Origin of the sequence: Parazoarcus communis, assembly GCF_003111665.1 — a bacterium.
Classification (GTDB): Bacteria; Pseudomonadota; Gammaproteobacteria; order Burkholderiales; family Rhodocyclaceae; genus Parazoarcus; species Parazoarcus communis_B.
This window is the reverse complement of record NZ_CP022188.1, coordinates 1,766,192-1,789,536: the sequence shown is the minus strand read 5'-3', so window position 1 is coordinate 1,789,536 and position 23,345 is coordinate 1,766,192. Positions and strand designations below refer to the sequence as shown.

General features: G+C 64.2%; 22 protein-coding genes. 15 read left to right on the top strand and 7 right to left on the bottom strand.

Annotated features, from left to right (window positions below; translation table 11 throughout):
- Nucleotides 1–363 precede the first annotated feature (363 nt).
- The 4 genes from CEW87_RS08125 to CEW87_RS08110 form a co-directional block, all read right to left on the bottom strand.
- Complete coding sequence (locus CEW87_RS08125; RefSeq protein WP_108972231.1) at nt 364–1,155, bottom strand: enoyl-CoA hydratase-related protein; 792 nt, start codon at nt 1,153–1,155, stop codon at nt 364–366.
- Nucleotides 1,156–1,174: 19 nt separating this feature from the next.
- Nucleotides 1,175–3,349 carry an acetate--CoA ligase gene (locus CEW87_RS08120; protein ID WP_234421700.1) on the bottom strand — a complete coding sequence of 725 codons (2,175 nt, stop codon included), beginning with the start codon at nt 3,347–3,349 and terminating at the stop codon, nt 1,175–1,177.
- Nucleotide 3,350: 1 nt separating this feature from the next.
- Complete coding sequence (locus CEW87_RS08115) at nt 3,351–4,133, bottom strand: enoyl-CoA hydratase/isomerase family protein (protein WP_108972230.1); 783 nt, start codon at nt 4,131–4,133, stop codon at nt 3,351–3,353.
- A gap of 61 nt (nt 4,134–4,194) precedes the next feature.
- On the bottom strand, nt 4,195–5,127 hold the full coding sequence (locus tag CEW87_RS08110; protein WP_199917148.1) for a MurR/RpiR family transcriptional regulator: 933 nt from the start codon (nt 5,125–5,127) through the stop codon (nt 4,195–4,197).
- A 478-nt stretch (nt 5,128–5,605) separates the two neighbouring features.
- Between CEW87_RS08110 and CEW87_RS08105 the strand changes: the two genes are divergently transcribed.
- Nucleotides 5,606–6,190 carry a CHRD domain-containing protein gene (locus tag CEW87_RS08105; protein ID WP_108972229.1) on the top strand — a complete coding sequence of 195 codons (585 nt, stop codon included), beginning with the start codon at nt 5,606–5,608 and terminating at the stop codon, nt 6,188–6,190.
- 90 nt (nt 6,191–6,280) lie between these two features.
- Here CEW87_RS08105 and hpaR read toward each other — a convergent pair whose 3' ends face one another.
- The gene (hpaR, locus tag CEW87_RS08100; protein WP_108972228.1) at nt 6,281–6,811 is read right to left on the bottom strand and encodes a homoprotocatechuate degradation operon regulator HpaR; all 531 of its coding nucleotides are present in this window, start codon (nt 6,809–6,811) and stop codon (nt 6,281–6,283) included.
- A 216-nt stretch (nt 6,812–7,027) separates the two neighbouring features.
- On the opposite strand from hpaR, the gene CEW87_RS08095 reads away from it, so the two are divergent.
- The 13 genes from CEW87_RS08095 to CEW87_RS08035 all read left to right on the top strand — a co-directional run bounded on the left by CEW87_RS08095 (nt 7,028) and on the right by CEW87_RS08035 (nt 19,293).
- On the top strand, nt 7,028–7,585 hold the full coding sequence (locus tag CEW87_RS08095; RefSeq protein ID WP_159098115.1) for a TRAP transporter small permease: 558 nt from the start codon (nt 7,028–7,030) through the stop codon (nt 7,583–7,585).
- Entirely contained in the window at nt 7,582–8,913 is a 1,332-nt protein-coding gene (locus CEW87_RS08090) for a TRAP transporter large permease (protein ID WP_108972226.1), read from the top strand. Before CEW87_RS08095 ends, CEW87_RS08090 begins: the two co-directional genes overlap by 4 nt.
- A 30-nt stretch (nt 8,914–8,943) precedes the next feature.
- Entirely contained in the window at nt 8,944–9,633 is a 690-nt protein-coding gene (locus CEW87_RS08085) for a fumarylacetoacetate hydrolase family protein (protein ID WP_108972225.1), read from the top strand.
- Complete coding sequence (locus tag CEW87_RS08080; protein ID WP_108972224.1) at nt 9,630–10,418, top strand: fumarylacetoacetate hydrolase family protein; 789 nt, start codon at nt 9,630–9,632, stop codon at nt 10,416–10,418. Before CEW87_RS08085 ends, CEW87_RS08080 begins: the two co-directional genes overlap by 4 nt.
- On the top strand, nt 10,415–11,869 hold the full coding sequence (gene hpaE / locus CEW87_RS08075; protein ID WP_108972223.1) for a 5-carboxymethyl-2-hydroxymuconate semialdehyde dehydrogenase: 1,455 nt from the start codon (nt 10,415–10,417) through the stop codon (nt 11,867–11,869). The genes CEW87_RS08080 and hpaE overlap by 4 nt, the downstream gene beginning before the upstream one ends.
- A 59-nt stretch (nt 11,870–11,928) precedes the next feature.
- Nucleotides 11,929–12,777: a 3,4-dihydroxyphenylacetate 2,3-dioxygenase gene (gene hpaD, locus CEW87_RS08070; protein WP_108972222.1), complete on the top strand. Its 849-nt coding sequence runs from the start codon at nt 11,929–11,931 to the stop codon at nt 12,775–12,777.
- Nucleotides 12,778–12,831: 54 nt separating this feature from the next.
- Nucleotides 12,832–13,218 (top strand): 5-carboxymethyl-2-hydroxymuconate Delta-isomerase, encoded by a 387-nt coding sequence (locus CEW87_RS08065; RefSeq protein ID WP_108972221.1) that lies wholly within the window; start codon nt 12,832–12,834, stop codon nt 13,216–13,218.
- 23 nt (nt 13,219–13,241) lie between these two features.
- Nucleotides 13,242–14,045 (top strand): 2-oxo-hept-4-ene-1,7-dioate hydratase, encoded by an 804-nt coding sequence (gene hpaH, locus CEW87_RS08060; RefSeq protein WP_108972220.1) that lies wholly within the window; start codon nt 13,242–13,244, stop codon nt 14,043–14,045.
- A 10-nt stretch (nt 14,046–14,055) separates the two neighbouring features.
- Complete coding sequence (locus tag CEW87_RS08055; RefSeq protein ID WP_108972219.1) at nt 14,056–14,853, top strand: aldolase/citrate lyase family protein; 798 nt, start codon at nt 14,056–14,058, stop codon at nt 14,851–14,853.
- Between the two features lie 16 nt (nt 14,854–14,869).
- Nucleotides 14,870–16,324 carry an NAD-dependent succinate-semialdehyde dehydrogenase gene (locus CEW87_RS08050; protein ID WP_108972218.1) on the top strand — a complete coding sequence of 485 codons (1,455 nt, stop codon included), beginning with the start codon at nt 14,870–14,872 and terminating at the stop codon, nt 16,322–16,324.
- A gap of 81 nt (nt 16,325–16,405) precedes the next feature.
- Nucleotides 16,406–17,437: a TRAP transporter substrate-binding protein gene (locus CEW87_RS08045; RefSeq protein WP_108972217.1), complete on the top strand. Its 1,032-nt coding sequence runs from the start codon at nt 16,406–16,408 to the stop codon at nt 17,435–17,437.
- Nucleotides 17,438–17,507: 70 nt separating this feature from the next.
- Nucleotides 17,508–18,278, top strand: a complete 771-nt coding sequence (locus CEW87_RS08040) for a class II aldolase/adducin family protein (RefSeq protein ID WP_108972216.1) — start codon at nt 17,508–17,510, stop codon at nt 18,276–18,278.
- 40 nt (nt 18,279–18,318) lie between these two features.
- Nucleotides 18,319–19,293, top strand: a complete 975-nt coding sequence (locus tag CEW87_RS08035; RefSeq protein ID WP_108972215.1) for a 2-dehydropantoate 2-reductase — start codon at nt 18,319–18,321, stop codon at nt 19,291–19,293.
- Nucleotides 19,294–19,351: 58 nt separating this feature from the next.
- Here the strand turns inward: CEW87_RS08035 and hppD are convergent, their stop codons facing one another.
- Complete coding sequence (hppD, locus tag CEW87_RS08030) at nt 19,352–20,431, bottom strand: 4-hydroxyphenylpyruvate dioxygenase (protein ID WP_108972214.1); 1,080 nt, start codon at nt 20,429–20,431, stop codon at nt 19,352–19,354.
- A gap of 407 nt (nt 20,432–20,838) precedes the next feature.
- Here hppD and CEW87_RS08025 point away from each other — a divergent pair, with 407 nt between their 5' ends.
- Nucleotides 20,839–21,546: an alanyl-tRNA editing protein gene (locus CEW87_RS08025; protein WP_108972213.1), complete on the top strand. Its 708-nt coding sequence runs from the start codon at nt 20,839–20,841 to the stop codon at nt 21,544–21,546.
- 21 nt (nt 21,547–21,567) lie between these two features.
- Here the strand turns inward: CEW87_RS08025 and CEW87_RS08020 are convergent, their stop codons facing one another.
- Nucleotides 21,568–23,157 carry a bacteriohemerythrin gene (locus tag CEW87_RS08020; RefSeq protein ID WP_108972212.1) on the bottom strand — a complete coding sequence of 530 codons (1,590 nt, stop codon included), beginning with the start codon at nt 23,155–23,157 and terminating at the stop codon, nt 21,568–21,570.
- Between the last annotated feature and the right edge of the window lie 188 nt (nt 23,158–23,345).

Genomic DNA, 23,345 nt, shown 5'->3' with positions numbered 1-23,345 from the left:
ACCGGCGCCAAGGCCACTCAGGGCGAAATGAAGTGGTCATTCGCTGAGTTGTTACGCGCAGCGCCCAAGGTACGACGGCAAACCGATCAGACCCGGGATCTCATCCGGGCGTCTTCGGCGGCAGCGCTTGCACGAATCGATGGCTGCGCTCGATCCAGCATGACAAATCCGGATCTCTCCTCCAATCCCGGGGGTCTGCATAGACACAGCCCCTCATGGGATATTCCTGTGGCCTGCGCCATCAGGAGGCAGCCGTCGAAGCGGAGGACGTGCTGCCCGCCAGGCACCTGCGCAAGGAGCCTGGCGCCGGTCAGTCCGGACTCAGGACTCAGGACTCAGGACTCAGGACTCAGGACTCAGGACTCAGGACTTCTCCAGCATCTTCCGCACCGCATCCAGATGCTCGGGCTCGTTGTGGCACATGCCCTGGAAGGCGGCACTGAGATCGAGGAAGTCTTTCAGCTCCATGCGCTGCGCCATCTTCATCAGGCGCTTGGTCAGACGCACCGCCTTGGGCGGTTGGGCAGCGAAGCGGGCGGCGATCTCGCCGGCACGGGTCATCAGTTCGTCGGGCGCCACCACGTCGAGCACGATGCCGATCTCCTTGGCCTCGGCCGCGCCCACGATGCGCCCGCTCAGGGTCAGCTCGAAGGCACGCTGGTAGCCGATCAGGCGCTGCATGAACCACGCGCCGCCGTCACCCGGGATGATGCCAAGGTTGAGGAAGGTTTCGCCGAACTTGGCTTTCTCCGACCCGATGCGGATGTCAGCCATGTTGGCGAGATCGAAACCGGCGCCGATGGCCGGACCGTTGACCGCGGCGATGATCGGCACCTCAACCTGCTGCAGCGCCAGCGGGATGCGCTGGATGCCGCGGCGGTAGCGGGTGGCGACTTCGGCAACGTCGCCGGCAAAGTCGCCACCGCGATCGGCCATGTCCTTGACGTTGCCGCCGGAGGAGAAGGCAGACCCGGCGCCGGTGATGACGAGCACCGACACCTCGTCGCAGCGGTTGATCCACTCTGCGACCTTGATGATGTCCTCGATGAGGCCGGTGCCGGTCAGTGCGTTGCGCACGTCGTGGCGGTTGAGGGTGAGCGTGGCGACCCGATTGCTGACGTCCAGCAGGGCATCGGTGAGTTGGGGCAGATTCATTGTGCAGGCTCCGGCAGGATCAGAGTACGGAACGGTTGATGATGATGCGGGCATCCACGGCGGCATAGCCGTCGGGATAGGCGATCACCGGATTGAGGTCGAGCTCGGAGATCTGCGGGTAGGCGCTGACGATGCCCGACACCTTGAGCAGCAGATCGACCAGCGCCGCCTTGTCGGCAGGCGGCTCACCGCGCGCGCCTTCCAGCACCTTGCGCGCCTTGAGCTGATCGACCATCGACTCGGCATCGAGCTGCGACAGCGGGATGGCGCGGAAGGCGACGTCCTTGAGGATCTCGACAAAGATGCCCCCCAGGCCGAACATCAGCACCGGCCCGAAGATGGGATCGCGGCTGACGCCGATGATGACCTCGGTGCCCTTCTTCGCCATCGGCGTCACCAGCACACCGCGGATGTCCGCATTCGGATCGTAGGTGCGACACGAGGACATGATGCTGTCGAAGGCCTGGCGCAGATCGGCCTCACCGCGCAGACTGAGCTTCACCCCGCCGGCATCGGACTTGTGCAGGATGTCCTTGGACACCACCTTCATCACCAGCGCCTGTTCGCCGAACTGCGCGGCAACGGCAGGCAGTTCATCCGCACTGCGCACGATCACTTCCGGCGCCACATCGACACCGTGGGCACGAAGCAGGGTCTTGGCCTCGAACTCGAACAGGTCGCGGCCTTCGTTCTGGGCGCGGGCGAACATCGCCTTCATGTCCTCGCTCGGCACCACCGAGGGCGCGAGCCTGTCGCCCGCATGGCTCTTGAGATAGATGCCGCGTTCGCCGAGGGCGGCAAGCACGCGCACCGCATGTTCGATCGAGGTATATACCGGCAGACCGGCCTCGTGCAGCCGACGCAGCGCGGGCGGTTTGACCGGCGCATAGAGGCTATAGACCACGACCGCCTTGTCGATACGGCGGGCGAGTTCGATCATCGACTCCGCCCCCCGCATCTCGCCGCCAAGCAGGTCTTCGGCGAAGCGAATGCTGTAGCCACCGAACATGCCGACCAGGAAGATGCTGTCCACGTTGTCGTCTTCGGCCACGATCTCCATGCACTCGGCGAGTAGCGCCGGGTTGGCATCGCTGCTGCCGGCCACGTCCACCGGATTCACCAGCGAGGCCTGGGGCAGCAGGATCTCGCCCAGGCGGCGCCGGGTGTGCTCGCTGAGCTCGGCCAGCTCAAGCCCGGCCTCGGCGAGACGGTCGGAGGCAATCGTGGCCTGACCGCCGCCGTCGGCGATCACTGCCACGCGCTTGCCCGGCGCCTTCTGCATGAGGCCAAGACCTTCGGCAACCGGCAGGATCTCGTTGGAATGCTGCACCACACTCACGCCCACCTGGCGCAGCAGATCGACCGTCATCGCATAGCTGCCGGCGAGCGATCCGGTGTGCGAACTGGCCGCCTTCTGACCCTGCTCGGTCGAGCCCGACTTGTACACCACCACCGGCTTCGTCGCCGAGATCTCGCGTGCCACCTCGAGGAAGCGCTGCCCGTCGCGGAAGCCCTCGACATAAAGCGTCGCCACCTTGGTCTGCGGATCTTCGCCGAGATAGCGCAGATAGTCGTTGAAGCCGATATCGGTCTGGTTACCCGGACCGACGTAGGTCGAAAAGCCGACGTGGCCGTTGTGCTCTGCCTCCAGCACCAGGGACAGCAGCATGTTGCCCGATTGCGAGATGAAGCCGATGTCACCTGCCTTGACGTTGGCCAGCGCGAGCAGGTTCACCTTCTTGTGCAGGTTGAACATGCCGGACGTATTCGGGCCGATCACCCGCACGCCGCCGGCACGCGCGGCGTCGAGCACCTGCTGTTCGAGCTTTGCGCCTTCGGCCCCGGTCTCCTTGAAGCCGCTGGCGAGCACGATCGCGCCTTTCACGCCTTTGCGGCCGCACTCGGCGAGGATGCCGGGCACCGTGCTGGCGGGCGTGCAGATCAGCGCCAGGTCCACCGGCCCCGGCACCGCATCGAGCGAGGCGCAGGTCTTCACGCCGAGGATCATGTCGGCCTTGGGGTTGATCGGATAGATCGCGCCACCATAACCGTCCTTGATCAGCCCGATCATGGCCTTGTAGCCGCGCTTGGTCGGGTCGGCCGAAGCGCCGACGATGGCGATCGAGTCCGGCGCCAGAAAGTCGTGCAACGGGCTCTTCATCGGCAGCACTGCAGGCTGGTCATGCATACTCATCTCATTCTCCCTTGAAGACCGGCGTACGCTTATCGGCAAAGGCATCGATGCCTTCCTGCCAGTCGCGCGTGGTGCCAACAAACGTCATCCCTTCCAGCTCGGCAGTGAGCGCCGCATCCAGCGTCCGGTCGGCTGCCATGTTGAGCTGCTCCTTGGCGAGCGCCATCGAGAACGGTGCCTTGGTCGCCAGCTTGTGCGCGAATGCACGCGCCGCCTCATGAAAGCCCTCATCCGCAAAGCTGCGATTGGCGAGGCCGATCCGCACCGCTTCCGCGCCGCCGATACGCTCACCCAGAAAGACCAACTCGCGAGCCTTGGCCAGCCCCACCAGCCGCGGCAGCAGCCAGGTCACCCCGCCACCGAGAAAGTTGCCGATGCTGATCTCGGGCAGGCCGATCTGCGCGCTTTCGGCCATCACGATGAAGTCGGACGCCATCGCCAGCTCGGCCCCCGCACCCAGCGCGTAGCCGTTCACCGCGGCAACCACCGGCTTGCCCAGCTGGATGAGCCGCTTGCACACGATCTGCTCGCCCTGCAGATACTGCCGGCGGTCGAAGGCCGTGCGCCCGACCTTGTGCTCCTTGAGGTCGGCGCCAACGCAGAAGGCGCGGCCTTCGCCGGTAATCAGCACGACGCGTGCGTCCTTGTCAGCCTCGGCAAGGCCAAGCGCCTCGTTGAACTCTTCATAGAGTTTCGCCGTGACCGCATTGAGACGGTGCGGGCGATTGAAACGGATCTCGGCAATGCCGTCCGTCATGGAATAGAGGATGTTTTCGTAGCTCATGGTTGTCCTTTTTTGCGTCGTACCGACGACGTGACTCATGTGCATCAGGCGCGCTTCGCGCTCAACGCATTTCGATATCCAGCTTTGCGATAAATTCTTCCTGGCGCTCGAGTGACTTCAGGGCCTTGCTGCCGAGCGCCTTGGCAACAAGATTGATCAGCCCTTCGCAGAACACCACATAGGCGCCAATGCTGTTGCTGATGAAACTGCTCGCATGGGGAATGAAAAACGCGTGATCTGCGCAGGCCGTCAGCGGAGATGCGCGGGAATCGGTGATCGCGATCACCTTGATACCAGCCGCGGATGCTGCGCGAGCCACAACCACCGCCTGTCGGCTGTAAGGGGAAACGCCCGACAGCAGGAGCACGTCGCCGCGCCCCAGGTGCGCAAGCGAGGCCGCGATGCTTTGCCCCGGCCCGTCGAGCAAGCCGACTTCGGGGCGGATCAGGCCAAGGCCATAGGACAGGAAGCTCGCCACGGCATGCATCTGCCGCGCGCCGAACACGCGCACCCTGTGCGCCCGCGCCAGAAGTGCTGCGGCAGCCGTGAGATCGCCGGCTTCAAGCTGGGCGAGACAGCCGTCGATATTGCGGATCGATTCCTGTGCCAGTTGCGCCACCACTGCAAGCGGACCGTCCGCAGCGTGCACGTCATCGTCGAGCAGACGCTGCCCCTGCTCGCTGTAGAAACGTTGCTGGCCGCGCGTCAGCGCGTTGCGAAACACCTGCTGGAACTGGGCGAAGCTGTCGTATCCAAGGCTGCGTGCCAGCCGGGACAGGGTGGAGGCATTTACCCCCACGCTGGCGGCGAGCGACATGATGCTGCTGACGGCAACCTCTTCCGGGCGTTCAACCAGACTCGCCAGCACCTTGAGTGCCTTGCTGCCGAGGGAAACCTCGGCTTCTCCGCGACTGATGCGGACCACCAGTTCGCGCAAGGCCTGCACCGTGGCCGGCGCCATTGCCACACTGCCTGCTTTCGTTTCTTCTGCCATGCGGGGCCTTAACAGGTCTTGCTTCCTCATCGCCGACATTGCGCATTGCGGACGAACAATGTGGAAAAAGGAGCAAGATAGATTTGCGCAAAACAATTTGCACATCCAATCTCCATGCAAGTTTAATTGCACGCAGATCAATCGTGCAAGCTGCATCGCAGATACCGGATGCAGGCTTGACTTGCGTTCGGCCCGCCACAGCAGGCGGAAAAACCAGGGTCATGCCGGCAATGAGCGGCGAGGGGGAGTAATGTCCATCGAGAGGTAACGCGCGCCAGGCGAGTGTTTCCGGCGCACCGGACCGGGTCGCGTTCGAGTGATTCGAACCAGACCTTGAAGTCGCCTGCGCCAACACGAGCGGCGCCCTTGCAAAAGTCCTGCGTTGCGCTAGAACACAGCAATAAGGCTCAAAGCGGATTTCAAGGTGGCCACAAGGTGGCACTGTTCGACGTCCCTACCCCGATTGGAAGGAGGCATCATGTCACTGCGTTCAATCACCTTGCTCGGGCTCACCGCGCTGTTCGCGGGAAACGTTCAGGCCGCCCTCTTTACCTACTCAAGCAGTCTGTCCGGCGCGGCAGAGGACCCGCCGAATGGATCGGCAGCGACTGGCACGGCAATCATCCTGTACGACGATGCTGCGCACACGCTGGTTTTCAATATCGATTTCGCGGGCCTGACTGCCCCCCCCACTGCCGCCCATTTGCACTGCTGCACAGCGCTGCCCAAGTCAGGAAATGCCAGCGTGGCGGTGACCTCCCCCTCCCTTCCCGGCTTCCCTGTTGGGTTGAGCTCGGGCACTTACAATGCGACCTTCGACCTCACGCTCGCAGCGAGCTTCAACAGCCAATTCCTTACTAACTCAGGAGGCACCCTCGCAGCCGCCGAAGCCGCACTCGCAGCCGGACTCGCGAGCGAACGGGCTTACTTCAACATCCATAACGCGATTTATCCTGCCGGCGAGATTCGCGGCTTCCCAACGAACGCAGCCCCCGAGCCGTCCGTGCTGTCGCTGCTCGGCCTCGGCCTGCTTGCCGGCCTGACTCTGCGCCGCCGTTCCTGACCGGAGCTCAGGGTCTCATGTGAGAGCGGCAGCCCATGAGGCCGCTCTCGCAAGTGCGACTCGGGGCATAACGCGCCAGTCCCTCCCCGCTTACTCCTGATCGTCCCGCACGGCACCGGCGCGCTTGCGCCCGGTTCCCTTTTGCGCGCCCGCGGACAGCGCCGTCACGGGCAATGCCACATGCTCGACCGGGCGCGACTCGTACTGCAACACGCGATCGAGCATCGCATACAGCTGATTCAGCATGTCCTCGCCCACCGCCGCCTCAAGATGGTGATACTGCGCTTCGATCAGCGGCGCCAGTTCTTCGACCATCGTCTGGCTGTGTGCGGTCAGCCGCACCAGCACCCGGCGCTGGTCTTCCGGGACTCGTCTCCGCTCCACCAGGCCAACATCCTCCATGCGTGAAAGCACTCCTGCGAGACTGGGGCTCAGGATCTGACATGTCTCGCAGATCTGCCACGGCTCAAGTTCCTCCTGCTCGCTCAGCGCACGCATCACCCGCCATTGCTGCTCGGTAACACCGTAGTGGGCGAGGATCGGACGAAAGTGACTGAGAAAACTCTCACGCGCCTTCAGTAACAACAGCGGGAGATTGCGATAAACGATCTTGCGCGGCATGGCCAGCGCTCCTTGCGTCAGTGGGTTGAAAAACGGAGATCACCAAAATTTTCGTGAAGCCATTTTAGCGCTTGACTTACTAAGATGTTAGCAGTTTAATTACTAACATATTAATAAGTTTCACGCGGCCTCGTTAATCACAGGCCCTCAACAAGGAGTGGAGACAATGACGATCCGGCAATTGCTGGCTAGCGCATGCCAGAAGGTGGCAGGGCTATGAGCACGACAGCCACACACGACCCAATGGGTCAGCCCCACGAACTGGTTGAACACAACCTCACCGAGCACTACCTGGTTACCGCGGCCAAGGGCATGGCGCTGATCGGCGGATTCCTTTTCATCGGCCTCATCTGCATGTCGCTCGTGTCGATCATCGGACGCAAGATTGGATTCGGTTCGGTCACCGGCGACATCGAGCTGATGCAGGCGGGCACCGCCGTTGCGGCAGCCGCCTTTCTTCCTTATTGCACCCTGCTCGGCGAGCACCTCAAGGTGGATTTCTTTACCGAAGGCATGCAGTCGCGCCTGAAGCGGTCGATCGATGGCTTCGCCGAACTGCTCGTAGCGATCTTTGCGGGTGTGCTCGCATGGAGAACGGCCCTCGCCGCAATCTCGATTCACGAAGCCGGCGAGGTTACACCGCTGGTGTCGCTGCCGGTCTGGATTCCGGTCGCAGCGCTGGTCCCCAGCCTGGCCATGATGGGCGTGTGCGCAGCGTATCGCTTCGCAGCCGCATTCTCTCAACGCAAGATGCTGACCGGAGGTGAAGCATGAGCGGCACGATGATCGGCATGATCGGCTTTACCGGCCTGCTCGGCCTGCTGGCCGTGCGCATCCATATTGGCATCGCCATGTTCATTGCTGGCGCGGCGATCTACCTGGCAGTGAACACCTGGGAGCCTGCAGGACTTCTGTTCACCCTCAACAACCTGGTCTATGCCCGCCTGTCGAATTACGACCTGGCCGTCATTCCCCTGTTCATCCTGATGGGCCAGTTTGCCACCCACGGCGGGCTGTCGAAGGCGCTGTTCCGCGCCGCCGGCACCCTGATCGGACACTGGCGCGGCGGTCTGGCCATGGCGTCCACAGCGGCGTGCGCGGCCTTCGGCGCGATCTGCGGCTCCTCACTGGCCACCGCGGCAACAATGGGTCAGGTCGCACTGCCCGAACTGCGCGCACACGGCTACTCCGGCAAGCTCGCCACCGCCACGCTGGCGGCGAGCGGTACGCTTGGCATCCTGATCCCGCCTTCCGTGCCACTGGTGATCTACGCCGTGCTCACCCAGGAGTCGATCGGCAAGCTCTTCGTCGCTGCGGTCATCCCGGGCATTCTCGCGGCCCTCGGCTATCTGCTGGTCATCCGCATCATGGTCACCCGCGATCCGTCAGCCGGTCCGGCCGGCGAGCGCGCCAGCCTGGGCACCATGCTGCGCGCCCAGCTCGGCATCCTGCCGGTACTGATGGTGTTTCTGGTGGTGATCGTCGGCATCTACGGCGGCTGGGCAAACCCCACCGAAGCTGCATCGATCGGTGCGGCTGCATGCGGGATCATTGCTGCGGTGTCGGGCGGGATGAAAACGAAGGACTTCGTGCAAAGCGTCTATGGCACCGCCCACGCCACTGCGATGATCTTTGTCGTGCTGCTCGGCGCCGACCTGCTCAATGCCTCGCTCGCACTGTCACAACTGCCGGTCGAGCTCGCCAACTGGGTGAAGGACAGCGGCTTCGAGCCGATGCTGGTGCTGCTCGCCATCCTGCTGATCTACCTGGTGCTGGGCTGCGTGATGGATTCGCTGGCCATGATCCTGCTGACCATCCCCATCTTCTACCCCGTGATCATGGGTCTGGACTTCTACGGCATGCCCGATTCGGACAAGTCGATCTGGTTCGGCATCGTCGCCCTGATGGTAGTCGAGATCGGTCTGGTCACGCCGCCGGTGGGCATGAACCTCTACGTGATCAACAAGCTCGCCCGCGACGTACCCCTGAAGGAGACTGCCAGCGGCGTGCTGTGCTTCCTCGCCTCGGATCTCCTGCGCATCGCATTGCTGATCTTCGTACCCGGAATCTCGCTGTGGCTGGTCCATGCAACCGGCGGCTGACCCCTAAATTCATTACCCAGAGTCCGAATCATGACGCCTAAATCGTCCTCTCCCCAGACACTGCCCCCGCAACCGGGCACGGTCTACGGTGTGGTCCTGAACGACCACCGCTCACTCGCCCGTTTCGGCGATGCACTTGAGGCTGCACCCTACAAAGGCGCGCCGAAAGCGCCGGCGATGTACGTGAAGCCGGCCAATACCGTCGTCGGCGACGGCGCCACGGTGCGCCTGCCGAATGGCGAAACCGCCGTCGAGATCGGCGCCACGGTCGGCATCGTCATCGGCCGCCCGGCTGCACGCCTGACTGCGGAAACTGCATTGGCAGCGGTTGCGGGCTATGTGCTGGTGGCGGACCTCAGCCTGCCGCACGCAAGCTACTACCGGCCGGCGATCCGCGAGAAATGCTTCGACGGCGCCTGCCCGGTCGCTGCACGGACCGTGCCCGCAGCCGAGACCGGCAGACTTGCGGCACTCAAGCTCACCATCTGCGTCGATGGTGCAGCCGTCGGCACACGCACATTTGCCGAACTGGTGCGCGACGTTCCCCGCCTGCTCGTCGACGTGACCGAGTTCATGACCCTGTCGGTCGGCGACGTATTGCTGCTCGGCGTCGAGTACCAGGCTCCTCAGGCCAGGGTCGGCAGCAGCGTGCACATCGAGGCGGGCCCGCTCGGCACGCTCGGGTTCAACATTCAAGCTGCAACGGAGGCCGCACAATGAGGCGCGCACGCATCGCCTGGCAGGGCGCAGTCCACGAAGCCGTGCCGCACGGCGAACATCAACTCAAGCTTGCCGACGGCCGCATCGTCGACGAGACCGAAGTCATCTGGCTGCCGCCGGTCGTACCCGGCACCGTGTTCGCGCTCGGCCTGAACTACGCCGACCATGCGAAGGAACTCGCGTTCAAGGCGCCCGAAGTGCCGCTGGTCTTCCTCAAAGGCCCCAACACCATCACCGGACACCGCGCTTTCAGCCGCCGCCCCGCCGATGCGACCTACATGCACTACGAGTGCGAGCTGGCAGTGGTCATCGGCAAGACCGGCACCCGCATCGCGAAATCCGATGCGATGGACTACGTTGCCGGCTACACCGTGGCCAACGATTACGCGATCCGGGACTACCTCGAGAACTGGTATCGCCCCAATCTGCGGGTGAAGAACCGCGACGCCTGCACACCGATCGGGCCATGGCTGGTCGATCGTGACGACATCGCCGACCCGATGCAGCTGGCACTCACCACCCGCGTCAACGGCGTCACCACCCAGCAGGGCACGACCGCCGACATGATCTTCGACATCCCGACGCTGATCGAATACCTGTCGTCCTTCACGACGCTCCGACCGGGCGATCTCATTCTCACCGGCACCCCGGAAGGCCTGGCCGATGTGAAGGCGGGCGATGTCGTGGAAACCGAGATCGAAGGCATCGGTTGCCTGATGAACACCATCGTCGATGACGAAACCTGGTTCGCCAACGACCCTTTCAAGAAAGCGAGAACAGCATGATCAAGCACATCATCAACGGCCAGAAGGTCGAGAGCGCGGAAACCTTCCAGACCATCAACCCGGCCACGGGCGAGGTTCTCGCCGAAGTCGCGAGCGGCGGCGCAGAGGAAATCAACGCGGCCGTGGCCGCCGCCAAGGCCGCCTTCCCGGGCTGGGCCGCCACGCCGGTCAAGGAACGCGCCCGCCTGGTACGCAAACTCGGCGAGCTGATCGCCGCCAACGTCGAACCGATCGCCGACATGGAAACCGCCGACTGCGGCCAGGTGACGAACCAGACCAAGCGCGTGCTGGTCCCGCGCGCGTCCGACAACTTCAACTACTTCGCCGAGCTGATCCAGCACATGCATGGCGAAACCTACGACTCCGACACCGGCCACCTCAACTACACGCTGTGGCAGCCGGTCGGCGTGTGCGCGCTGATCTCGCCGTGGAACGTGCCCTTCATGACCGCGACGTGGAAGACGGCGCCCTGCCTGGCCTTCGGCAACACGGCCGTGATGAAGATGTCCGAGCTCTCTCCGCTGACCGCCAACCGTCTGGGCGAACTGGCGCTGGAAGCCGGCATCCCCCCGGGCGTCTTCAACGTGGTGCAGGGCTTCGGCGACAAGGCAGGCGAGCCACTGGTGTCGCATCCTGACGTGCGCTCGATCTCCTTCACCGGCTCCACCGCCACCGGCAACCGCATCGTCAAGGCGGCAGGGCTGAAGAAGTTCTCCATGGAGCTGGGCGGCAAATCGCCCTTCATCATCTTCGACGACGCCGACTACGAGCGCGCCCTCGACGCTGCGATCTTCATGATCTTCTCGAACAACGGCGAACGCTGCACTGCCGGCTCGCGGATCATCGTGCAGGCCGGCATCTACGACAGGTTCGTCGCCGACTTCGCCGCCCGTGCGTCGCGTCTGACCGTCGGTGACCCGATGGACCCGAACACCGTGATCGGCCCGATGATCTCCAAGGGTCACATGGACAAGGTCAATTACTACATCGAACTCGGCAAGCAGGAAGGCGCTGAAGTCGTCTTCGGCGGCGGCACACCGGTCGTCGATGAGAAGTTCAGGAACGGCTTCTGGGTGCAGCCCACCGTTTTTGCCAACGTCGACAACAAGATGCGCATTGCCCAGGAAGAGATCTTCGGGCCGGTGCCCTGCATCATCCCCTTCAAGACCGAAGAGGATGCGGTGCGCATCGCCAACGACACCATCTACGGCCTGTCGTCCTACCTGTGGACCAACAACACCGGCCGCGCCATTCGTCTGGCCAAGGCCATCGAGTCGGGCATGACCTTCGTCAACAGCCAGAACGTGCGCGATCTGCGCCAGCCCTTTGGCGGCTCCAAGGCCTCGGGCACCGGCCGCGAGGGCAACCATTACAGCTTTGAAGTGTTCTGCGAGGCCAAGAACATCGCGGTTTCGTATGGCAACCATCACATCCCACGCTGGGGCATCTGAGCTGCGCACCGCAATAAGAACGAAACATCCATTCCGGATTAGAGAAAGAGGAGAACACCATGGGCAAACTCGCGCTCGCAGCAAAAATCACCCACGTCCCGTCAATGTACCTGTCGGAGATCGACGGACCGCACAAGGGCTGCCGCCAGCCCGCCATCGACGGCCACATCGAAATCGGCCGCCGCTGCCGCGAACTCGGGGTGGACACCATCGTCGTCTTCGATACGCACTGGCTGGTCAATGGCGGCTACCACATCAATTGCGCCCCACAATTCGAAGGTGTCTATACCAGTAACGAGTTGCCGCACTTCATCAAGAACATGCCTTACGCGTACGACGGCAACCCGGCGCTGGGCAAGATCCTGGCCGAGGTGTGCACCGCCGACGGCGTCCACACCCGTGCCCACGACGCCACCACGCTGGCACTGGAGTACGGCACCCTGGTGCCGATGCGCTACATGAACACCGACCGTCACTTCAAGGTGGTGTCCGTGTCAGCGCTGTGTACCGTGCATAACCTCGAGGACTCGGTGCGCCTCGGCGCTGCGATGCGCAAGGCCGTGGAGGAGCAGTACGACGGCACGGTGGCCTTCTTCGCCAGCGGTTCGCTGTCGCACCGCTTTGCGCAGAACGGCACGGCCGAAGCGTTCATGCACAAGATGTGGAGCCCCTTTCTCGAAACCATGGACCACGCGGTCGTCGACCTGTGGGAACGCGGCGACTGGAAGACCTTCTGCGCGATGCTCCCCGAGTACGCCGACAAGTGCCACGGCGAAGGCTTCATGCATGACACGGCGATGCTGCTCGGCGCCGTCGGCTGGGATCAGTACCAGGGCAAGGTCGAAGTGATCACCCCCTTCTTCGGCAGCTCCGGCACCGGCCAGATCAACGCCATTTTCCCACTCTGACCCCCCGACCCGGCCGCAGCCCCCCTCACCCAATCAAGCACGGAGCCCGCACAGATGGCGCACCTCATCTTCGAATACACCGACAACCTCGGCACCGCTGCAGACATCCCCGGTCTGCTGCGCAAGGCCAATCAGGTGATGATCGCCCAGGACGTATTTCCTGTCGGCGGCATCCGTTCGCGCGCGATCGAACTCAAGGACTACTGCGTCGCCGACGGCAGCGCCGACGACGCCTTTGTTCATGCAACGGTCAAGATCGGCGCGGGCCGCAGCGCAGAAGCACGGCAGAAGACCGGCGACGACCTGTTCGAGATGATGAAGGCCCACTTCGCTGCGCTCTACGCCAGTCGCGGCCTCGCGCTCTCGCTCGAGCTCATCGAGTTTTCCGAAGCCGGCACGTGGAAGCACAACAACATCCACGCCCGCTACCGCAAGACCTGAACCAGTTACAGGACCCGAAAACCATGCTCCCAACGGATACCATTGCCGCCATCGCGCAACGCCTTCACCACGCAGAGAAAACCCGCGAACAGGTGCGCGCGCCCTCGCTCGACCACCCCGAGATCACCATCCCCGATGCCTACGCAGTGCAGCGTGAGGGCATCCGCCTCAAGCTTGCTGAAGGCCGCACGATCAAGGGCCACAAGATCGGCCTGACCTCGCGCGCCATGCAGATGTCGTCGCAGATCGACGAGCCCGACTACGGCACCCTGCTCGACGACATGTTCTTCGACGATGGCGCCACCATCCCAAATGGCCGCTTCATTCTGCCGATGGTCGAGGTCGAGCTTGCCTTCATCCTGTCGCACCGCCTGGAAGGCGAAAACGTGAGCCTGTTCGACGTGATCTCGGCGTCGGAATACGTCACCCCGGCCATCGAGATCATCGACGCACGCTGTCACCGGGTCGACCCCGAGACCAAGCGCCCGCGCAAGGTCATGGACACCATCTCGGACAACGCGGCCAATGCCGGCATCATTCTCGGCGGACGCCCGATCAAGCCGCTCGACGTCGACCTGCGCTGGATCTGCGCCCTGCTCTATCGCAACGGCGTGATCGAGGAAACCGGCGTCGCCGCCGGCGTGCTGAATCACCCGGGCAACGGCATCGCCTGGCTGGCGAAGAAGTTTGCGCCCCACGGTGTCGCACTGGAAGCCGGCCAGGTGATTCTCGCCGGCTCCTTCACCCGCCCGGTGGCGGCACGCCCGGGCGACACCTTCCAGGCGGACTACGGCCCCATGGGCAGCATCAGCTGCCACTTCGCCTGAGGAAGCCGCCATGCAGATGCCCAAGAATCACTTCAAGCGCGCGCTCGCCGCGGGCGAGTTTCAGGTCGGTGCCTTTCTCGGCCTGATCGATCCCTGTTGCGCCGAGATCATGGCCAGTGCCGGATTCGACTGGCTGATGGTGGACGGCGAGCACGGGGCCAATGATCCGCGCTCGGTGCTTGCCCAGCTTCAGGCCATGGCGCCCTACCCGGTCAAAGTGGTCGTTCGCACCGTGGATCACGATGTTGCACGCATCAAGCAGTACCTCGACGTCGGCGTCCAGTCGCTGCTCGTGCCGATGGTCGAATCGGCAGAACAAGCGCGCGCGCTGGTTCGCGCAATGCGCTACCCGCCGTCCGGCATCCGCGGTGTCGGCACCGCACTGGCCCGCGCAGCGCGCTGGAACGGCGTCGAAGGCTACTTCGATCAGGCCGATGCAGAGATGTGCCTGATCGTGCAGATCGAATCACGTGCCGGACTCGAAGCAATCGACGAAATCCTCGCAGTGGAAGGTGTCGATGCCGTTTTCGTCGGCCCCTCCGACCTCGCCGCATCCCTCGGCCACCTTGGCAACCCCGGCCATCCGGAGGTGAGCGCCGCGGTAAGCGACGCCCTTTCGCGCATCGCCGCCGCCGGCAAGGCTGCCGGGGTGTTTTCCGCCGACCCCGCAGCTGCCGAGCGCTACCGCCAGGCCGGCGCCAGCTTCGTCGCCGCCGGCGTCGACACCCTGCTGCTGCGCAACGCCGCCGTGCAACTCGCCGGCCGCTTCAAGACTGCCGACGCCCCGCGCGCCGGCGCAGCTTACTGATCATCAGGAACATGCCATGCTGAACCTCAAGGATCCCGGCCTGCTGCGGCAGGCCTGCTACATCGACGGCCACTGGGTCGCCGCGGACAGCGGAGAACACTTTCCGGTCACCGATCCGGCCGACGGCCGCGTCATCGCCAGCGTACCCCGTGCCGGTGCGGCCGAAACCGAACGCGCCATCGCCGCGGCGGAGAAGGCACTGCCGGCCTGGCGCGCACGCACTGCAGCCGAGCGCGCCCGCGTCCTGCGGCGCTGGTACGAACTGATGCTCGCGCATCAGGACGACCTCGCGCTCATCATGACGGCGGAGCAGGGAAAGCCCCTCGCCGAGGCGAAAGGCGAGATCGCCTATGCCGCGGCCTATCTCGAATGGTTTGCCGAAGAGGCCAAGCGCGCCTATGGCGACGTGATTCCCTCACCATTCGCCGACCGCCGCATCGTGGTCACCAAGGAGCCGGTCGGCGTCTGTGCGGCCATCACACCGTGGAATTTCCCCTCGGCGATGATCACCCGCAAGGCGGGCCCTGCTCTCGCGGCCGGCTGCACGATGATCCTCAAACCCGCCGAACAGACCCCGCTGTCGGCGCTCGCACTGGCTGAACTGGCCGAGCGTGCCGGCGTACCCGCTGGCGTGTTCAGTGTCGTCACCGGCGATGCGCGTGCCATCGGCGGTGTGCTCACCGCCAGCCCTGTGGTGCGAAAGCTCACCTTCACCGGCTCCACCGAAGTCGGCCGTCTGCTGATGCAGCAATGTGCGCCGACGATCAAGAAGCTCTCGCTCGAACTCGGCGGCAATGCGCCCTTCATCGTCTTCGACGACGCCGACCTCGACGCCGCGGTCGCGGGTGCCATGGTGTCCAAGTACCGCAACGCGGGCCAGACCTGCGTGTGCAGCAATCGCTTCCTGGTGCAGGAAGGCGTGTACGAAGCCTTCGCCGACAAGCTCGCCACCGCTGTGGCGGCACTCAAGGTCGGCAAGGGCACTGAGGACGGCGTGACCCAGGGACCGCTGATCGATGAGGCCGCCATTGCCAAGGTCGAATCGCTGGTCGCGGATGCGGTCGGCAAGGGTGCGCAGGTCGTGACCGGCGGCGCTCGCCACGAATTCGGCGGCACCTGGTTCCAGCCCACCATCCTCACTGACGTGACCCCCGAAATGGCGGTGGCGAAGGAAGAAATCTTCGGCCCGGTCGCCCCGCTGTTCCGCTTCCGCACCGAAGAAGAAGCGGTCGCCATGGCCAACGACACCGAGTTCGGCCTCGCGGCCTATTTCTACGCACGCGACATTGGCCGCGTATGGCGGGTCTCGGGCCAGCTCGAATACGGCATGGTCGGCATCAATACCGGCCTGATCTCGACCGAGGTTGCGCCCTTCGGCGGGGTCAAGAACTCGGGCCTTGGCCGCGAAGGTTCGCACCATGGGCTCGATGAATACATGGAGTTGAAGTACCTGTCGATGGGCGGGCTCTAGCACCGTCTTTCGTATCTGCACAGCACACCCCAACCGCTCGCGCACCCGTTCGCGAGGCAATCTGATCATCAGGAGACAACCATGAACACCCTGCGCCTTTCATCCCTCGCCCTGCTCGCCGGCTTTGTTGCCCTTCCCGCCGCAGCGCAGGAAGTCACCCTCAAGGTGAGCCACTTCCTCCCCGGCATGGCGCTCGCCCAGAAAGCCGTACTCGAGCCCTGGTGCGACGATCTCGGCCGCGCCTCGGCCGGTCGCATCAAGTGCCAGTTCTTCCCGTCCATGCAGCTTGGCGGCACCCCGGCGCAGCTGCCCGACCTGGTCAAGAACGGCGTGGCCGACATCGTGTGGACCGCGCCGGGCTATTCGGCCGGTCGCTTCCCCAAAACCGAGGCGCTGGAGCTGCCCGGCGTGCTGCCGCTTGGCGGCGCCGCTCAGGGCCGGGCGATCTGGCCCTTCTTCGAGCAGCAACTGCAAGCCGAATACAGCGCATTCAAGGTGCTCGCAATGCACGGCGATGGCGGCATGAACATTCACACTGCAAAGACTGCCATCAATGTCTCTGACGACCTCAAGGGCCTCAAGCTGCGCGCGCCCAACCGCACCATCGCCCGCACCCTGACCGCACTCGGCGCCACGCCGGTGGCAATGCCGCCTGCGCAGATGACCGAAGCCATCTCCAAGGGCGTCGTCGATGGCGCGTCCGCGGTGTGGGAAGTCATCGTGCCGACCAAGCTCGACGAGGTCACCCACTTCCACATGGAAACCCCGGACGATCAACCGGCAATGGGTGCGACCATCCTGACCGTGCTGATGAACAAGGACCGTTACGCCGCCCTGCCCGCCGATCTGCGCGATATCATCGATCGCCATAGCGGCCCCGCGCTGGTGTCCCGTTTCGGTCAGGCATGGGACGGTGCCATCGCCACCGCGCGTGACAAGGTCAAGGCGGCCGGACACACCGTGACGCAGGTTGAAGGCGCTGCCTACACAAGCATGCGCGAACGTGCCCTTCCTGTTGAACAGGAATGGGTCGCCGATGCCAAAGGCAAGGGCTTCGATGGCGCTGCGCTGATTGCAGCAGCACGCACTGCAGCCGCCAAGTCCCGTCCCTGATTACACACATACAAAATCAACTGCCGTTGCCCCGGATGGGGTGGCGGCACAGCGCTCAAGGAGAACTCCGATGCCGAACACCAAACGCTACTACGAACACCCCGCCCGCTTCAGCGACACCGAATGGCAGGCCCGCGTGCAGCTTGCCGCGATGTACCGCATCTTTGCCTACCTCAAGTGGGACGAGTCGATCTACAACCATATCTCGCTGCGCGTACCGGGCGAGCCCGGCCACTTCCTGATCAATCCCTTCGGACTGCATTACAGCGAAGTCTGCGCATCCAATCTGGTCAAGATCGACATCGACGGCAACATCATCGGCCATGCTGACTGGCCAATCAATCCGGCTGGATTCACCTTCCACAGTGCGATCCATGCAACCGTGCCGGACGGCCACTGCGTGATGCACGTCCACACCACGGCGACTCAGGCCGTGTGCTGCCTGAAGGACGGCCTCTCGTTCAGCAACTTCTACGCCGCCCAGCTCTACGGCAAGATTGCCTATCACGACTTTGAAGGCATCACCGTTCATCTGGACGAAGGCAAGCGCATCCTTGCCAGCGCAGGGGACAAGCCTGTGCTGCTGCTGCGCAACCACGGTCCGGTCGTGATCGGGGCAACACTGGCGCAGGCTTTTTCCCTGATGTGGCTGGTCAATCGCGCCTGCGAAATTCAGCTCGCCACCCAATCCATGGGGCAGGAGCTTGAACTGCCGACACCGGTTCTGGAAAAATGCGTCGCGGATTCGCTGAACTTCGACCCCAAGTACGGTGCAGGAGAAGACGCCTTCGCCGCGTTCGTCCGCCTGGTCGAGCGGCAGGACCCGAGTTTCCGCCACTGATCAGCCAGGTTCAGGCTGCCTGCCACATGAAGGAGCACGAATGAAGATCTGTCTTTATGGCGCCGGCGCGGTGGGCGGTCTGATCGGCGCACGCATCGCCGCTAGCGGTCAGCCCGTGTCGGTGGTCGCGCGCGGTTCGACGCTGACGGCACTGCAGCGCGATGGCCTCGGCCTTCGGGACGCGGAAGGACTGCGTCACTTCCCGGCACGGGCAGTGGCCGACCCGGCCGAACTCGGACCGCAAGACCTCGTGATCGTCGCCGTCAAGGAACCGGCGATGGCCACGGTCGCAGCGGCCATCGGGCCGCTGATCGGCCCCGCCACCAAGGTCATGACGGCAATGAACGGCGTGCCGTGGTGGTTCTTCGACGGCCTGTCCGGACCGCTGGCCGGCGCCCCCCTCACCAGCGTCGATCCTGCAGGCGAGTTGCGCAGCCGCATTCCGTCCGCTCAGGTCATCGGCTGCGTCGTACATATCGCCTGCGCCACCCTGGCGCCCGGCGTGAGCCTGCACAGGATGGGCAACGGCCTGATCATCGGCGACGCCACCGGCCCCACCACGCCCGCCACCCGGGCAGTGGCTGAAGTGCTCACTGCTGCGGGTTTTGATCTCACCGTATCCGATCGCATCCAGCGCGACATCTGGTTCAAGCTGTGGGGAAACATGACGATGAACCCGGTGTCGGCGATTACCGGCGCCACCAGTGACCGGATCCTCGATGACGAACTGGTCGAGGCTTTCTGCGTGCAGGTCATGGAAGAAGCTGCTGCCGTGGGGGAGCGCATCGGCTGTCCGGTGACGCAAAGCCCCGGCGAGCGCAATGCGGTCACGCGCAAGCTCGGGGCAATGAAGACCTCGATGCTGCAGGACGTGGAAGCCGGCCGTGCGCTGGAGGTCGACGCGCTGCTCGGCGTGGTGCATGAGATCGCAGGCAAGGCCGGCGTCGCAGTGCCCAACGTGGCCGCCCTGCTCGGCCTGGTGAGACTGTTTGCCCGCACCCGCGGGCTGTACTGAAAAGACAGGGCGCCCCGCTTCGGACGCCCTGATCCTGCCGGTCACGGCAGCGTCGGCGTTATTCCGGCACGGTAATCGCGCCGCGCCGGATCTGGTCGCGTTCGAGCGATTCGAACAAGGCCTTGAAGTTGCCTTCGCCGAAGCCATCGTCACCCTTGCGCTGGATGAACTCGAAGAACACCGGCCCGAGCAGGGTCTCGGAGAAGATCTGCAGCAGCAGACGCTGCTTGCCGCCTTCGGTACTGCCATCGAGCAGGATGCCCCGCGCCTGGAGTTCGTCCGCATTCTCGCCATGCCCCGGCAGGCGTTCGCTCAGCATCTCGTAATAGGTGGCGGGCGGCGCCGTCATTAGCGGCACGCCTGCCGCGCGCAGCTTGTCCACGCTGCCGATGAGGTCGTCGGTGAGCAGCGCCACATGCTGGATGCCCTCGCCGTTGAACTTCATCAGGAACTCCTCGATCTGGCCCGAGCCTTTGGACGATTCCTCGTTGAGCGGGATACGGATCTTGCCGTCGGGCGCGGTCATCGCACGCGAGGTCAGGCCGGTGTACTCGCCCTTGATGTCGAAGTAGCGGATCTCGCGGAAGTTGAAGATGCGCTCGTAGAAACTGCCCCAATGGCTCATGCGGCCGCGATAGACGTTGTGCGTCAGGTGGTCGATGAGCTTGAAACCGTGGCCGACCGGATGGCGATCCACGCCTTCGATGAAGTTGAAGTCGATGTCGTAGATCGAGGTGCCATCGCCGTAGCGGTCGATCAGGTACAGCGGCGCGCCGCCAATGCCCCGGATCGCAGGCAGGCGCAGCTCCATCGGGCCGGTCGGCATGTCCAGCGGCTGGGCGCCGAGTTCGATTGCGCGCTTGAAGGCAAACTGCGCATCGCGCACGCGAAACGCCATGCCGCAGGCAGAAGGCCCGTGCTCGGCGGCAAAATAGGCGGGAATGCTGCGCGGCTCGCGGTTGACGATGAAGTTGATGTCGCCCTGACGATACAGCGTGACATCCTTCGAGCGATGCTGCGCCACGCGGGTGAAGCCCATCATCTCGAAAATGGGTTCGAGCACATTCGGCTTGGGCGAAGCGAATTCGACGAACTCGAAGCCCATCAGCCCCATCGGATTTTCAAACAGGTCGGTCATTGTGCTGCTCCTGATAGAGGGTCGGTAAAACCGTGGAACGGGTCGGTTTCTATCGGAACAGGGGTGGTGCACAGGGCACGCCGCGAACGCTGCGTGCAAGGTGATCTCCTACGAACAGCAGACTGCCCCGCTCACGGCGGTGCAACTGCACAGGGCAGTCGGCACGGCGGATTGCTGGGCGGCGCTTGAACATGATGTCTTCTCCGGGGGGCGTGACGCTTCTGCGAGCGCCATCGAATATTCATCATAGTCTAATAGTTTTACCAGCATCCAACATGGCCTTTTGATCGCATCAGACCGCCTGCCCCGCATCCGCCCCGAGCGCAAAGAACGTTCGCATACGCGCTTTCTGCCGGGAGAAGAGGCACAATCATCCCTCGTCGCATCCACAGGAAAGGAGCCCGCCAGTGACCGATCGTGTCTTTCATGCAGACAGCTATGCACGCCAGTGCGACACCGTGGTGACCCGCAGCGAACCGGGCATCGTCGAGCTTGAGCGCACGGTGTTCTACCCCACGGGTGGCGGGCAGCCCGGCGACCGCGGCGTGCTGATCCTTGAGGACGGAAGCCGGCTGACGGTCATCGACACGATCAAGGGAGAGGGCGAAGCCATCGTGCACCGCATTGCCGACGACGCTCCCGTGCCCGCCCCGGGAACGCGGCTTCAGGCCGAGATCGACTGGGAGCGGCGCCACACCCTGATGCGTTACCACACCTGCCTGCATCTGCTGTGCGCCGTGGTCGATGCGCCAGTGACCGGCGGCAGGATGGCAGAAGACAAGGCCCACCTGGATTTCGACATCGACATGGAAAAGCTCGTGGCCGCAGACATCGAAGCCGCGCTCAACGCCCTCATCGCGCGCGACCAGCCGGTGGAAACCGGTGCCATCAGCGACGCCGAGCTCGATGCGAATCCGGGGCTGGTGAAGACGATGTCGGTGCAGCCACCGCGCGGCCAGGGCAGCGTGCGCACCATCCGAGTAGGCGACATCGACTATCAGCCCTGTGGCGGCACCCATTTGCGCCGGACCGGCGAGATCGGCACGGCCAGCGTGGTCAGGATCCGCTCCGAGGGCAAGCGCAACAAGCGCGTGACGATCGTGCTCGGCGACTGAGCCGCCACGCGGCCCGATCGCTCACTGCAGACGAAAACGCAGCAGCGCCTCACGATCCGGGATGGTCACGAAACGGCGGCTGACACTGATCAGGCCGCAATCGGAGAGCTGCTGAAAATTCCGCGACAGCGTCGCGCCGTTGATATTGAGGTAGGACGCGATGATGCCCTTCTGCGCCGGCAGCACGGTATCAACACCACCGTCGCCGTTGTCGGTGCCGTGCGCGAGCAGAAAGTCGATCGTGCGCTCCATTGCGGTATGCAGGGTCAGGGCCGCGATCTCGCGAACCCGCTCGTGCATGCGCCGCCCAAGGTGCGCCGTCACCGCAGCAGCAAAAGCCGGGCTGGAAGACTGAAGCGCGCGCAGGGCGTCGGCTGGAATCATCAGCAGGGTGGAGGACGAGAGGCTGCGGGCCGTTGCCGGCGAAGCCCGGCGGGCGAGCACCTCGACTTCGCCCACGATCTGTGGCGCGACCATGATGTCGAGCACCTTCTCGTCGCCACGCTCGTTCGCGGCAAACACCCCCACCTGACCGCTGATGACAATGTAGAGCCCGGCCGGATCCGTGCCGTTCGCGAACAGCTGCTGCGACTTGTCGAGTCGAACCAGGCGTGCCTGCTGCTCGAGCGCAGTCATTTCATCCAGCGTCAGGCACATGAACAGGGGGTGGCGCGAGAGCGCAGTCCTGCCTGCATCTTCCGGAACTGCAGCCCGCTTCCCGGCCACCTCGCGCTGGGCTGCCGACAGCAGCACCAGAATGACGATGCGGCCATTGAGTACGAGATGGGTCACGCGGGCCGCTGCGGCCCCGGGCTTCCCGTCTGCACCGACGCACTCAAGCACGCCTTCGAAGCTGCCGTGCATCAGCACTTCGCTCATCACCACCGGCAGACGTTGAACCTGGGCATCACTGAACAGGCTGGTGCCGGGGCGTCCGCCAAGCGCCCCCGCCTCGGCGCCGAAATACGCCTCGGCAGCGGCATTGGCCTGAATCACCTCCCCGGGCAGCAAGGCCGCATCGAGTGCGACCACCAGTGCCGCGGAGCGGTCCCCGGAGATGAACGCCAGCACATCGGCTTCGCTGGCATGGAGCGCGGCGCTGCCCTGGGCGAGCGCATCCGCGAACATCAGCGGCGCGGCGGGTGCGGCCTGCGCGCGTGCGCTCGACTGCGCAGTGCTCAGGGCGGCATCGGTCGCCTGTCGTGCATCGCGCAGCCGCCGGGCGAGCCCCTGATCCTCGCCACGGATATGACGAATCAGCCAGTCACCGAGAAACGCCAGCAACTGCCGGCCGTCCGGCACTGCATCGTCGCCGAGTTCATCTGCCATGTCGCCCACGAGCGCGAGGAAGCGGTCGTGATTATGGTGGTGTGCCTGCGCGTAGGCAGGGGACAGTCCGCACAGGCTCATCAAGGCCTCTTCGGTGCTGAAATGGACTTCGGTGTAGTCCTTCAGGAAGCCCACCAGCGAGCGGACCTCCTCAGCGCTGAGTTCGGACTGATCTTCCAGCCGCGCCGCGGTGGCGTTGATCATGTCGACCAGCCCCCGGTGCTGCCGGTCGATGACGTCGATTCCCGTCAACAGTGCGTCACTCCACGCCAACTCTTGCATTCAGCCACTCCCCCGAGAATTAGGCCACGCCGCCCCCGACATGCGTCCCCGCGCAGCGGTACAAACGCAGTTTAACTTGAACGGGTGATGCCCGAAGCATTGTGCAGCGCGGCCGACGCGGTGTCTGCATCAGGCAATGGCGGCACCGCCGCCGTCCTGCCGTGCGCGACTTGGTCACGATCAAGGCA

What these genes read in the sequence shown, in the direction of transcription:
- CEW87_RS08125 (WP_108972231.1), bottom strand. Translation starts at nt 1,155, where the DNA reads ATGAATCTGCCCCAACTCACCGATGCCCTGCTGGACGTCAGCAATCGG.
- CEW87_RS08120 (WP_234421700.1), bottom strand. Translation starts at nt 3,349, where the DNA reads ATGAGTATGCATGACCAGCCTGCAGTGCTGCCGATGAAGAGCCCGTTG.
- CEW87_RS08115 (WP_108972230.1), bottom strand. Translation starts at nt 4,133, where the DNA reads ATGAGCTACGAAAACATCCTCTATTCCATGACGGACGGCATTGCCGAG.
- CEW87_RS08110 (WP_199917148.1), bottom strand. Translation starts at nt 5,127, where the DNA reads ATGGCAGAAGAAACGAAAGCAGGCAGTGTGGCAATGGCGCCGGCCACG.
- CEW87_RS08105 (WP_108972229.1), top strand. Translation starts at nt 5,606, where the DNA reads ATGTCACTGCGTTCAATCACCTTGCTCGGGCTCACCGCGCTGTTCGCG.
- hpaR (WP_108972228.1), bottom strand. Translation starts at nt 6,811, where the DNA reads ATGCCGCGCAAGATCGTTTATCGCAATCTCCCGCTGTTGTTACTGAAG.
- CEW87_RS08095 (WP_159098115.1), top strand. Translation starts at nt 7,028, where the DNA reads ATGAGCACGACAGCCACACACGACCCAATGGGTCAGCCCCACGAACTG.
- CEW87_RS08090 (WP_108972226.1), top strand. Translation starts at nt 7,582, where the DNA reads ATGAGCGGCACGATGATCGGCATGATCGGCTTTACCGGCCTGCTCGGC.
- CEW87_RS08085 (WP_108972225.1), top strand. Translation starts at nt 8,944, where the DNA reads ATGACGCCTAAATCGTCCTCTCCCCAGACACTGCCCCCGCAACCGGGC.
- CEW87_RS08080 (WP_108972224.1), top strand. Translation starts at nt 9,630, where the DNA reads ATGAGGCGCGCACGCATCGCCTGGCAGGGCGCAGTCCACGAAGCCGTG.
- hpaE (WP_108972223.1), top strand. Translation starts at nt 10,415, where the DNA reads ATGATCAAGCACATCATCAACGGCCAGAAGGTCGAGAGCGCGGAAACC.
- hpaD (WP_108972222.1), top strand. Translation starts at nt 11,929, where the DNA reads ATGGGCAAACTCGCGCTCGCAGCAAAAATCACCCACGTCCCGTCAATG.
- CEW87_RS08065 (WP_108972221.1), top strand. Translation starts at nt 12,832, where the DNA reads ATGGCGCACCTCATCTTCGAATACACCGACAACCTCGGCACCGCTGCA.
- hpaH (WP_108972220.1), top strand. Translation starts at nt 13,242, where the DNA reads ATGCTCCCAACGGATACCATTGCCGCCATCGCGCAACGCCTTCACCAC.
- CEW87_RS08055 (WP_108972219.1), top strand. Translation starts at nt 14,056, where the DNA reads ATGCAGATGCCCAAGAATCACTTCAAGCGCGCGCTCGCCGCGGGCGAG.
- CEW87_RS08050 (WP_108972218.1), top strand. Translation starts at nt 14,870, where the DNA reads ATGCTGAACCTCAAGGATCCCGGCCTGCTGCGGCAGGCCTGCTACATC.
- CEW87_RS08045 (WP_108972217.1), top strand. Translation starts at nt 16,406, where the DNA reads ATGAACACCCTGCGCCTTTCATCCCTCGCCCTGCTCGCCGGCTTTGTT.
- CEW87_RS08040 (WP_108972216.1), top strand. Translation starts at nt 17,508, where the DNA reads ATGCCGAACACCAAACGCTACTACGAACACCCCGCCCGCTTCAGCGAC.
- CEW87_RS08035 (WP_108972215.1), top strand. Translation starts at nt 18,319, where the DNA reads ATGAAGATCTGTCTTTATGGCGCCGGCGCGGTGGGCGGTCTGATCGGC.
- hppD (WP_108972214.1), bottom strand. Translation starts at nt 20,431, where the DNA reads ATGACCGACCTGTTTGAAAATCCGATGGGGCTGATGGGCTTCGAGTTC.
- CEW87_RS08020 (WP_108972212.1), bottom strand. Translation starts at nt 23,157, where the DNA reads ATGCAAGAGTTGGCGTGGAGTGACGCACTGTTGACGGGAATCGACGTC.